We start from the raw sequence: 11,210 nt of genomic DNA, 5'->3' as shown, positions 1-11,210 counted from the left end.
AAGTCACAACACGACTAGTGTACTTTTTCTATCCTGACTTTGAAACAGCCCTGCCCCCAAAGCGGGTGCCATTAGGTGCCATTACGAGTGAAGTTAACGTATTACCAGAAAGCTTCAAAAAACCGATGCCCCAAGGGCTAGTGACAGGGATCTCAGACATACCATCACCATCAAAGTCGCTCTTTCTTCTGATCATTATTAAGTCTCCTTGCCATCAGGAACAATGCCCATCGCTGCGAATGATTCGAGGATTCGCAGTGATACTTGAATCATCCGTGACAGTTTGATAGAAAACCGTACTTGAATGAATGGGTTGTATTAACTCAAGCTGAAGTGTGATATCTCAAATATAGATGGGGAAAGCCTGCCAAAAAGTACCCACGAAGGTACTCTCGATTTGGGGATCTCTTTGCTAACTTTTGAAAAGCGCTTCGTGTGCAATCGGAAGACTGTAGGGAAAGCAGCACCGTGATTAGTTTTATGGATCGTCCAAGCTATTAAAGTGGCATTGCCCACCCTAAAGGTTTCGCGTAAGACTAAGATCTGTTTAGAATGCAATGAAAAATTGGATAGTAGTTCAAATGATGAAAAATGGGTAACGACTGACCCAAAAGTAGCTCTTACCATGGGCTCCTATGATCGGCTCCTAATTCAGCATACAGTTCGCCAGGAACTTAAATAGCTTTGTAGCCAGGAGATTTTTTTGCCGAAACTATATCGATTTGTAACAGCAACATAGAATGAAATCTTGATTTCATTCATTCAGTAATTCTATAATATTAGTCTCATTATTTCGCGTCTCGCAACGATTTCACCGGCTGCTAATGACCTATCAAGCCTAGCCGATCCTTGTTAACAGTCCGATCCTTGTTAACAGTCCTCTTGAAGGAGATTGCTGACCGACCTTCGTCGGTTCTTGCTTTTGCAGAAGGGCCCGATCTCCGATCTCTTCCTGGCTTTGCACGTTCCTCTCTAGTAGAATTGGGAGAGTAAATTTGCTCTGCCCCGAAGTTTGATATTGCATCAGGTTGTCAACAGATGAGAAGTAGTTCCCTCCTTAGCCAGATGCAATTCTTGGTTATGCTAACTAACCCGTCTCAGTAGAAAACTACTGAAGTCTTGAACCAAAGGTTTACACAATGGAAGAAATTACCACGAAGCAGCCGAAAACTGATTTGGCACAAACTAATCCATTTCAGTTGCGGAATTCGGAAGACGCGTTCCGCGAGGTGGAATCCCAAATCCATGTTTTCGGAGACAAAGTCATCTGCGACACTGATGGACGAGGATACGCTACGCCAGGGGATCGCCCTCCGATCGAGATAGTCGTCGATGCCTCAGAAGGGTTTATCCCTCTGTGGGGAAAAGGCATGACGTTGCGATGGCGATTTCAAGAACGTTCCATGAGTATTGTCGAGGATCCGGAATCCGCTAAAACTGCGATTAAGGAACTGTTGGGCGAAGCCATCTTGGCATGGGGTGACTCAGCACCCGTCAAATTTACTCAGCAGGACGATGTATGGGACTTCGAGATTGTAATGAGGGAGAGCGATCGGTGTAATCCTAGAGGATGTGTCTTAGCGAGCGCCTTCTTTCCCGATCCTGGCCGACACGAATTAGTGATTTATCCCAAGATGCTTACCCAGACCCGAAAAGAGCAGGTGGATACACTCGTCCATGAAATTGGTCATATCTTTGGACTTCGGCACTTTTTCGCCAACATCCGTGAGACCGATTTTCCGAGCGCAATCTTTGGAACGCACAAGTCATTTACCATCATGAATTATGGTAACCAAAGTGAATTAACCGATGACGACAAGGCTGATCTAAAAAGACTGTACCAGCTGGTGTGGAATGGTGAGTTAACGCAGATTAATGGAACTCCAATTCAATTGGTGAAACCGTTCCATACTATTGGAGTCCGTTGAACTTATTGCTCTTTCCTAATGTAAAATGGACTGAACACCCGTACTAGTCCAGCCGTGAAAATCAACCGCCACGACCAAGCCAAGATCCTCTCACCACAGGAGATCGCTTGGTTGTTTGACGGAAGGATGGGGGTGATTAAGGATTTAAAGTTGTTTCGATTGCTGAATGGGCTAGGGGAGAAGCAAGGAATGGAGGCGATCGCCTCTCTGTCAGTGCTCTCTTATATAGAAGGATTGCCAACCGAGCGAGATCAAGCGTTGTTTGGAATTTGCCTGTATACAACTGCCCGGATCAATGAAGCGTGTTCACTGCACACTGCTGATGTGTATGGGGCAGATGGACGGGTGCGCAATCGCATTACCTTCCGACGGGCCACAACTAAGGGAAAGCAGGAGACGCGATCTGTCCCGGTGTCACCCGAGTTGAGGCAATTGTTGGAAGGATATCGAAGTGATCGTCCTTACTTGTTTCCAGGGCGGTGGGGGAGAGGACATATCTGCCCGGAATCTGCCGATGCGATTTTACGGGCAGCCTTTAATCGGCTGGGGATTGAGGGAGCCAGTACCCACAGCTTCCGACGAACGGCAATTACCTGGATGCACAATGAGTGAGTGCCGATCAAGCACATTCAATCAATCTCTGGACACAAGAGCCTATCGGCGTTGCAGCGGTATATTGATGTGACCGAGAAAGATAAGGAGATGGCGATCGCCACACTCAGCTTCAGATGATGTGATTAGATCTGCTACCCCATCTACGATTACGGATATCTCTACACAAATTCATTGTTATCCATCTGATGTGCAACCACATGTAGAAGAGCAGTGATGTTGTGCAAAACACGCATTATCGCTTCTTCAACATCAGGTTTAGGAATGAAGTTGCCATAGAGCAGGATCTTCGAGTGCCGCATCAGTATCGTCAGGGGTTACAGTGTGAACAGCAACTGGATTTGTTGCATACAGGCATAAATGTAGCGAAGCTACGGCGAACTGTCACGAGATTGCTGCAATTGTTTCTATGTCTGTCTTTGGGGCATTGGAAAAATCATGGAAATAAGTTGTTTTAGTACATTAAAACTAAGTTACGATAACCCCTGAAGCATTAGCGTCATAGAGATTGCATGGCGGCTGACCGCAGCTTCGCTATATTTACGCGTTGCAGGTTGCAGTAATCGAGAGGTTGGCTGAGGCATTCTAGAGGGATTGCCCCGGTGAAAGTCCCACGGCCTGAGGGGCTGGGTTTGATTCCAAAACCCGATTCTTTGAGCTCGCGCCAGCCGTTCTGCTGTCAAATACTGGCTTTGGTTGTTAGAGCAGCCTTTAAGATACGCCGAGTAAACGACCGCCGACCCTTGTTGCACAAGCGCCAAGTTGATCGATTTGTTGCCGATAAACACCTCCCCCACTGTGCTGGGGTAACAGCATATCCCTCAGAAGTGTGACTGGCCCTCAATCGTCTGAAGCAGGGATAAAAGGCGGTCACTCAGAACCCGACTGAGAATCCCGTCGAGCAGAGCTAAATAGGGCCAACGCAAGTAAATTCACGCTTGAACCATCATTAACGTGAACAAGCCCACGCAGGTTTAGGGGCTTGCCCAAAAAATGATCTCGGTGGAAAATGGGAGCCTACGTGAGAGCGCAAAACGGAAATTGGGAACGAAGTAGGCATTGAGTTAGACTAAGTCGGGCAGGTGACTCTGCGGCTTAGTCTAACTCAACCCCAAGTAACCTCCTCAGCTGCTCTCTGAACCGGTCGATAGAGGTGATTAGAAGCCACAAGGCAGCCCCACAAGCTGATCTGATTGATCATCTCAACCCGATCATTCGGGGATGGTCGGCTTACTTTTCTGCTGAGTGTAGTAAGAAGGCTTACTACAAGCTGGATTACTCACTCTATCAAAAGCTGCGAGACTGGGCACATCGCCGTCATCCTAACAAGAGTGGATACTGGCGAGCCAGCCGCTACTGGCTAGTCAATCAAAGAAGTGGATGGATCTTTGCTGCCAAGCAGGGAAATAAACTGTTGCAACTTCGCACTCATAGCGAAACTCCCATTGTTCGGCATGTCAAAGTCCAGAGCAATCGCAGTCCTTTTGAGGGGGATTGGAGCTATTGGGCAGCGCAGGTGGGCAAACACCCAAAGCTACCGATACCCCCTGAACAGTTACCCATCCACTATGTGCTGAGCAACGAACCGAATTGCGATTCTTGCTAAAACTAACAATTTCATCAACCAACTGAGGCGACAGCATATCTAAGTTGCCTAAATATTCATTCGACTATTGACATACAAAAAATATGTATGTAATGTGTATTTATTCAGTTAAATTTCATCAACGAGTAAACAAAAGCCGTGGTTCTCTAGCCTACATAGACAGTTCTACTTGCCTTGTATTACTAAAAACCAGAGCCAAAACACGAACTAGACGCTTTGAGTAAAGCACACCCTAGACTGAATCTCTTTGCAACTCAATATTGAAGTAAATCCAAATCAACAACCAGGAGGAAACGATGCAATCTCTTCCTTTGCGACAAACTATTGCCAAATGGTTAGCACCTTCTCAACGTGTAGAGCAAGTTGTTCCAGACCCTTCACCTTGCGGCACTCTAGCCTATCTTGGTGACGATATCGGCATTGTCTGTGCAGCTATTCAGCCTTTTCAGCTGGGGCAAATCGAATTCCGAGGATCTTGGTGGATGGCTGCTTGTGAATCTAATCTCCTCTTGATGCCCAAGACCCACGTGCGTGTCATCGGGTTCTACTCTAACACCTGCATTGTCGAACCCTTGTATCCAAACTAGTGCTCACTTCTGTAGGAGAAAATATGTCTATCTGCCTGCGATCTCTCATCTTGCCTCACCCTCTGAGTCATCTCAGTTGTCCTTACCGTTTTCGTCTAAAGCGTCTTTCGCTTAGCAAGCGCCCGCAGCGATTAATATTGAAGACTACCATTCAGAACCTTAATCTGCACCGTAAACTACCTAGAGCAGGAGAAAACAGCAGACGCCCCAGACATTTCACTGTATTTAGATACTCAATGCATCAGACACAGTTTGGAGACACAGAGGAAGAACCTGGTTCTGCTTCATTGTGAATTAAATCTGAGATTTGAAGGTTGAGATAAGCCTACACAGGCGTGGGATCCTCTAACCCATTTCCTGTGTGGGCTTTTGTTATGATTTCTACATAGTTTGTATTAAAGTTGTATAGAGAATGTATAATTCATATGTAATTATAGTGAGAAAGTTGGAGGTTATATTAGGACAGTTTATTCAGTGACTTAGTAAAGACGTTCCATTCTCTAAAATCTCACCCAAGAGGCTATATGAACAGCAAAAAAACACTCAGAGGTAGAAACTCTACCAGCGACGATCAAGAATTGCTTCAAGAAGGCAATAAAGCAGAGAAACCACCCACAAAACAACGGAAGCGGTTGAATTTGGATTTAACTCCCGACGCCTATGCACTGCTTCAAGAATTAGCAGAGGAGTCAGGCAAGAACATGGCAGATGTCTTACGGACAGGATTAGCCCTTTACGACATTGCGCAAGAAGCTAATAAAAGCGGTCGCAGTCTTGGCGTCGTACAAGATGACAAGGTGATTAAAGAGATTATTACGACATAACGCTTTACAGCCTAACGTCCTGTTCAATGTGGGATGAGGGGGAATTAAATTAAGGGTATTGAACCAATCTATAGTGCTAGTTCTGCTGTTGTGTATGAGCTAGGCTGTGCTTTCTCTAGACCTTACCAAAACAGGGGAAAACGATGAGTCAGCGAAATGTTGGGAATTACGAAGATAGGGATAAATTCCCCCTCTCTCTAGATGAATGGTTGGAAGAGCGTTATGGCATACTGTCAGACGCAATTCAAATCAATGGAGTAAATTCTGTTCCTGACGAGAATCAGGGTAGACAAACAAAAGTTTGGTCGCTGTTAACGACTCGACCGCTACTGATGTGGGTATGCACAGGCTGTGCGATCGCGGGTTTCTCAGTTGGAGGATTGCTTTATTTGTATGAGATCTCGCAACGCTGAATCATTCGTATATTTGAACCTTCTATCGACTTATTGAAGGTACTGGGGTTTGAGTAGTAGCGGAACAGAAAGTTTCGCTAAGAGGTGTACCAGTTGAACCTACCGAGAATTATGAGCCTGAAACCCTTGGTATTCCGTTCAAGACCTCTGTACCAAACAGCCTATAGTCTAATTGGTAGGTCTCATTGAGACTAGAAAGCGCTTCTTGAAATGACTACTCGGTCAGTGTTTCAGCCTTAGCGTAAGTTTCTGTTCCATTACTACTCAAACCCCGTACTGAACGCTTATTCATCATCTAATACGAACCAAATTTTGTAGATGAATGTCGAATGTTGGATCAATCTTGAGACGCATTCTTGAATATTATCTAAAACCTGGTGAAAGTCATCTTCAATCCAGTCCCTACGGCGGCCAGAAGTTAGATCTTGTAGCTTCTGCAAAGTTGCTGCTTGTTCTTCTCTCAGGTCTTCGGCAAACATCTCTTGTATACTCTCAAAGTGTTCAATCAACTCATGAAAGCTATTCTGGGGCTGATCCTCTAGTCCGGCTGCCAAAATCCTGGTCGCTTCTTGAAAAAGCTGCAAAGATTCTTCTAAATCGGAGAAACGAAACTCTAAATCCCCGCGCACTTCTTCAACGCGACGCTGCTCTTCTGCCAGAGGATTAGAGGTTTCACCGTTTAGCACCGTTGCTAAACGTTCCTGCAAGTCATCAATCTGAGTACGACTTAAGCCAAAATTGTGCTCAAATTTAGCATCTTGTACGATTGCAGTGCTCAAATCCACACTCGTCAAATCTGCTCCCGTCAAGTCTGCACTTCGCAGATCTGTTTGATCAAGTCCTGCATTACTGATGTACGCCCGGCGCAAGACTGCATTTTGCAGATTGACTCGATCTAAACAAGCCCGCAGAAAGTTAGCACCAGTCATCTCAGTCGTAGATAAATCTGCCTCAGTCAAATCAGCTCCGCAGAAATAAGATCGATTTAGACTTGCTCCTCTAAGATTGCAGTTTTGCAGACTAGAGTCGCGGAATGAAGTTCGTGTCAACTTTGCTTCAGTTAAACTCGCTCTGCTCAAATTTGCCATCATTACCCTGGCACTGCTCAAATTTGAGTAATCTAGCTTAGCATCGCTCAAATCAGCCCCGTTGAGTTCGGTACTCATTAGCTCTGCTTGGTTAAGATTCGCTCGATGCAGCTTCGTAAACATTAGATTGGCTCGATTTAGAGAAGCTTGCTCCAGGTTAGCGTCGCTTAGGTCAGATCCTCGCAGCGTAGCACCATCTAATTTTGCGCTAGAGAGGTTTGTAGAAACTAACTTTGCCCGCCGAATTGCGGCTGTAGTTAGGTGAGCTTGCTCTAACTGAGCTTGGCTTAAGTCTGCTTGACTTAACTGAGATCGACGTAAAATTGCTCGATTTAAAAGCGCACCTCGAAGATTTGCACCTGTTAAATCTGCCCCAAATAGGAAGGCGCCTTCAAATTCTGCACCTTCCATTTGCGCATACTTCAGATGCACTCCATTCAAAATGGCATGATTTAGCTTCGCTTGATGAAGAATTGCATAGCTCAAATCACTGCCGCTTAAATTTGCTTGTGTGAGATCAGCTCCGCTCAGATTTGCATATCGCAGCACCGCATTTGTTAGCTTGGCTTGACGGAAGTTCGTCTCGTCTTGCAGTTGAGCACCGCTAAAGTCTACCCGCTCTAAAAGGGCATGACTCAGATCAGTTGCAGAAAAGCAAGCGTTCGGAAGTTTAGAACCTGTTAAGTCTGATCTAGTGAGAATAGCATGGCTCAAATTAGCGTCGCTAAAGTTCATTCTCCGCAAGCAAGCATCACTAAGATTAGCGTTGCTGAGATTTCCTCGTACTAATTTTGAACCACCTAAATCGGCTTGTTGCAGGTTCGCACCCGTGAAATTCACGTCTACAAGCTCAGTCCGAGAGAGTTTTGCTTCGCGCAAATCTGCCCCTTGTAGATTGGCTCCTCGCAGCATTGCGCCACGCAAGTTTACTTTAATTAAATTTGCGCCCCGCAGATCAGCCCCGCTAAGGTTTACGCCCCGCAAATTAGCCCCGCTAAGGTTTGCATCTCGCAGATTTGCGCCACTAAGGTTCGCGCCATTAAGGTCTTGATAACTGAGGTCGCGTTCAACGAATTGTGCCTTCGAGTAATCGCCTCCAGGTCTTAAGTCGGGTTGATTACTGTCTAGGTCGAGGGCAGAATGTGATCTTTTGTCAGGCATTTTCTAAAAACGTTAGGTAGATGACAACTGAGCAGAGCCATAAATTGCTAGGCTGCAATCGTGGTAGAACTCTTTCAAACGCTGAATCAAATCACGTCCATTCAACTTAAATCTAATCAATAAGTACATGAGTTCTTATATAAATTTTTATGGGCAATCTAAATCACTCTATTTTAGTTTGTTGTAGGGAATCCAAGGCTTTATTCATATTTAAGGCTTAATTTGATGAATGTGGAAGCAGCCTATTTTCAGAGCACAAATTAGCTTGATAGCATCTTCTAACATGAAGAAATTTACGCGATTGCCGAAAAACGAGCCTCAGCCTTGTTGTTTAAACAGAACTGCACTCCGTGCTAACTTATGCGCGATCGACCTTCTAGTTGGCTTGCTTGGTTAGAACCTGTTGCAGGAACGCTCGTGCTCTTGGTTGTGGTTGTCAGCATCCAGCTGTATTGGGGTCACCAACAAAACAAATTAAGAGACCTCCGAGAACACAAGCGTACGTTGCAACAAAAAATTGACGCTACAGCAGAAAGTTCATTCTCAAAAGAAAAATTTGGTTTGCAGAAGGACTTAGTTGCGCTTGAAAAAGACGGCATCGCCTTAGAGAACAGCATTAATGCTGGTATTGTCCAAGCTGTCGGTGGATTTCTACTGTTTGCAACTGCTTACGTGTCCTGGAAAAACTTAAAAGCCACTCAGCAGTCTGTAAAAATTGCTGCTGAGAAGCAAGTGACAGAACGCTATGTCCAAGCTATCAATCATTTAGGGCATGACAGTCCAGAGATTCGGTTTGGAGGGATTTACGTCTTAGAAAGAATTGCCAAAGAATCTCCCAAGGATCATTGGACAGTCATGCAGGTGCTCACTTCATACGTTCAGACGCGAGCATTGCTGGGTTTAGAACCCGAGCAAGCAAGTGTGTCAAGCGCTCCCGGTACCAAAATTTCTAGAGATATCCAAGCCTGCTTATCGATTATTGCGAATCGGCAGATCCAACAAGACCCTCGATATTTACCCTCCGACTCCAACACGCGACTCAATCTTATTGAAATTAATCTCTGTGGAGCCGAGTTACGTAATGCAAATCTCAATTATGCTTTGTTATTAAAGACCAACTTGAGCAGGGCATACCTCGTCCACGCCAATCTGCGTGAGGCAAATCTTAGTCAAGCCATCCTTTCTGAATCAACGCTAGAATCCGCAGTCTTACAGCAGGCAAGATTGATCAACGCGAATTTGTCGGGTGCAAATCTAGCGAAAGCAGATCTGAGGGGCGCGATCGGACTAACGGTGGCTCAAGTGAAATCGGCGAAGCATTGGGAAGACGCAATCTACGATGATGCTTTTCGAGCAAAGTTAGAATTGTCTGGAGCCAAACCACTTGAGTGCGGCAAATCGGACTTGCCATAATCCCCGGTCTCAATTTCTACTACTCTCGGCTTCGTCTCAAGCCTCATAATTGTTTAACTATTGCATCTTTAGGGAACGGCGTTCCCGGTCGAGTAGAGAGGACTCCTGGAATGTTTAAGCTTGCTTTGTATTCCCCGTTGCTCTCACCTTTCGGAACGCGAGAGTGTCACAAGATTTAGACCTTGCACTGTTGCAAGTCTCCCCCTCACAGAAGCCTGCCTGCGGTTCTCCCGCACAAGCCTCTTCAGACGGTCATTCACGAGACCCGATAAAGACAGACTAGCCGCCCCGGTCGCGGTAACGGATACCGAGCTTTATAGCGAAGGAAGTTTCCCAAGTGAAACTGCGCCGTTGGCTACGACGATTTAACCATTTGAACAAGAGTTTGTGCACTTCCTGTTCAAAACGAGTCACCGCTTGGCTGTTATCGCTCACTCCAAAGTAGTTGAAGTGCCCTCGCATTTTCTGCCCCACTTCCCGCCAAATCTGCGGAAGGGGCTGAACGTTACGCACTTGGCGTAGCCATTGACTCAGGTCCTTGAGTGCCCGACGGAATCGTTTCTTCGAGGTCTTGCGCTTCAGCCGAACATACCCGTTGCGACCCAAGCCCCAATAGTGAGTCAACCCCAGAAAGTCAAAGGTTGAGGGACGTTGCCCTTGCGCCAACGCTTGCCGAGCATGGCGCTTGCCAAACGGGAGCAGGCACGTTTTCTCTTCATTGAGCTGCAACCCGAATTTCCCTAACCGTCGCGGCAGAACCCGCATAAAGCGATGCGCGTCCTCCTCCAACTCAAACACCGCTATCATATCGTCGGCGTACCGGATGAAATTGCAGTATCCTTGGCAGTGTGGCTTGACCACGGTAGAAAACCATTGGTCGAGGACAACGTCCAGAAATACATTGGCAATCATCGGAGAAACAATTGACCCTTGAGGACTTCCTCGTTCCGCTTCTACAACACCCGCTGGCGTTTGTACCCCAGCTTTGAGCATTCGCGCAATCAGTCGCAGAAATTTTCGGTCCCGAATCCGCTCTTGCAGTACATCAAGAATCTGTTGGTGCGGCATGGTGTCGAAAAACGCAGACAGATCTAAATCCGCAATCCAATTCACTCGCTGTTGCATCACTTCCTGGTTGAGCCGACGCAGTGCATCATGACAACTCCGTCCAACTCGAAATCCATACGACGTTTCTGCAAACACCGGTTCATAAATCGCTTCTAGAATCTGTCGTGTCATTTCTTGGACAATTTTGTCCTCAACACAACTGATTCCCAAAGGACGAACATTGCCATCTGCTTTGGGAATCTCCACCCGTCGTACTGCTTGGGGGCGGTACGACAGTTGATGCAGTCTCTGATGCAACTGCCGCAGATTATCCTCCAGGTGTTCTCCATACTCTGCTTTGCTCACTTTATCGACTCCGAGAGCTTTGGTTCCATCCAATCCCTCGAAGCAGGCTCGCAGGTTCTCTACACTGAAATGATGCATCAGTGCAGTGAATACCGTTGCTGGCTCCCGGCTCGCCCGTTCCGCGATTTGTTCGACTCCTGTTGTCGCCATGTTTCCACCTCTGAG

At 46.3% G+C, this 11,210-nt stretch carries 11 protein-coding genes; 8 read left to right on the top strand and 3 right to left on the bottom strand.

The window, feature by feature from the left end:
• From AC5I6P_RS21550 to AC5I6P_RS21540, 3 genes are all read left to right on the top strand, one after another.
• Positions 1-287: hypothetical protein (locus AC5I6P_RS21550; protein ID WP_495695820.1), on the top strand; the 287-nt coding region annotated here is incomplete at its 5' end.
• 852 nt (positions 288-1,139) lie between these two features.
• Positions 1,140-1,928 carry a matrixin family metalloprotease gene (locus tag AC5I6P_RS21545; RefSeq protein ID WP_495695819.1) on the top strand — a complete coding sequence of 263 codons (789 nt, stop codon included), beginning with the start codon at positions 1,140-1,142 and terminating at the stop codon, positions 1,926-1,928.
• A 54-nt stretch (positions 1,929-1,982) separates the two neighbouring features.
• Positions 1,983-2,540 carry a tyrosine-type recombinase/integrase gene (locus AC5I6P_RS21540; protein ID WP_495695818.1) on the top strand — a complete coding sequence of 186 codons (558 nt, stop codon included), beginning with the start codon at positions 1,983-1,985 and terminating at the stop codon, positions 2,538-2,540.
• A 473-nt stretch (positions 2,541-3,013) separates the two neighbouring features.
• Here the strand turns inward: AC5I6P_RS21540 and AC5I6P_RS21535 are convergent, their stop codons facing one another.
• Positions 3,014-3,337, bottom strand: a complete 324-nt coding sequence (locus tag AC5I6P_RS21535; RefSeq protein WP_495695817.1) for a thermonuclease family protein — start codon at positions 3,335-3,337, stop codon at positions 3,014-3,016.
• A gap of 356 nt (positions 3,338-3,693) precedes the next feature.
• On the opposite strand from AC5I6P_RS21535, the gene AC5I6P_RS21530 reads away from it, so the two are divergent.
• The 4 genes from AC5I6P_RS21530 to AC5I6P_RS21515 all read left to right on the top strand — a co-directional run bounded on the left by AC5I6P_RS21530 (position 3,694) and on the right by AC5I6P_RS21515 (position 5,970).
• Positions 3,694-4,146, top strand: coding sequence for a group II intron maturase-specific domain-containing protein (locus AC5I6P_RS21530; RefSeq protein WP_495695816.1), 453 nt, complete (start codon positions 3,694-3,696; stop codon positions 4,144-4,146).
• A 296-nt stretch (positions 4,147-4,442) separates the two neighbouring features.
• Positions 4,443-4,733 (top strand): NfeD family protein, encoded by a 291-nt coding sequence (locus AC5I6P_RS21525; protein WP_495695815.1) that lies wholly within the window; start codon positions 4,443-4,445, stop codon positions 4,731-4,733.
• A gap of 524 nt (positions 4,734-5,257) precedes the next feature.
• On the top strand, positions 5,258-5,557 hold the full coding sequence (locus tag AC5I6P_RS21520) for a hypothetical protein (protein WP_495695814.1): 300 nt from the start codon (positions 5,258-5,260) through the stop codon (positions 5,555-5,557).
• 143 nt (positions 5,558-5,700) lie between these two features.
• The gene (locus AC5I6P_RS21515) at positions 5,701-5,970 is read left to right on the top strand and encodes a hypothetical protein (protein ID WP_495695813.1); all 270 of its coding nucleotides are present in this window, start codon (positions 5,701-5,703) and stop codon (positions 5,968-5,970) included.
• Positions 5,971-6,254: 284 nt separating this feature from the next.
• Here AC5I6P_RS21515 and AC5I6P_RS21510 read toward each other — a convergent pair whose 3' ends face one another.
• Entirely contained in the window at positions 6,255-8,219 is a 1,965-nt protein-coding gene (locus tag AC5I6P_RS21510; RefSeq protein WP_495695812.1) for a pentapeptide repeat-containing protein, read from the bottom strand.
• A gap of 360 nt (positions 8,220-8,579) precedes the next feature.
• On the opposite strand from AC5I6P_RS21510, the gene AC5I6P_RS21505 reads away from it, so the two are divergent.
• The gene (locus AC5I6P_RS21505; protein ID WP_495695811.1) at positions 8,580-9,632 is read left to right on the top strand and encodes a pentapeptide repeat-containing protein; all 1,053 of its coding nucleotides are present in this window, start codon (positions 8,580-8,582) and stop codon (positions 9,630-9,632) included.
• Positions 9,633-9,911: 279 nt separating this feature from the next.
• Here the strand turns inward: AC5I6P_RS21505 and ltrA are convergent.
• Positions 9,912-11,210: group II intron reverse transcriptase/maturase (ltrA, locus tag AC5I6P_RS21500; protein WP_495695810.1), on the bottom strand; the 1,299-nt coding region annotated here is incomplete at its 5' end.

It is taken from the genome of Myxacorys sp., assembly GCF_059501405.1.
Note: the sequence above shows the minus strand (reverse complement) of the source record. Positions and strands in the feature narration are given on the sequence as shown.

What these genes read in the sequence shown, in the direction of transcription:
- AC5I6P_RS21520 (WP_495695814.1), top strand. Translation starts at nt 5,258, where the DNA reads ATGAACAGCAAAAAAACACTCAGAGGTAGAAACTCTACCAGCGACGAT.
- AC5I6P_RS21505 (WP_495695811.1), top strand. Translation starts at nt 8,580, where the DNA reads ATGCGCGATCGACCTTCTAGTTGGCTTGCTTGGTTAGAACCTGTTGCA.
- AC5I6P_RS21525 (WP_495695815.1), top strand. Translation starts at nt 4,443, where the DNA reads ATGCAATCTCTTCCTTTGCGACAAACTATTGCCAAATGGTTAGCACCT.
- AC5I6P_RS21515 (WP_495695813.1), top strand. Translation starts at nt 5,701, where the DNA reads ATGAGTCAGCGAAATGTTGGGAATTACGAAGATAGGGATAAATTCCCC.
- AC5I6P_RS21510 (WP_495695812.1), bottom strand. Translation starts at nt 8,219, where the DNA reads ATGCCTGACAAAAGATCACATTCTGCCCTCGACCTAGACAGTAATCAA.
- AC5I6P_RS21545 (WP_495695819.1), top strand. Translation starts at nt 1,140, where the DNA reads ATGGAAGAAATTACCACGAAGCAGCCGAAAACTGATTTGGCACAAACT.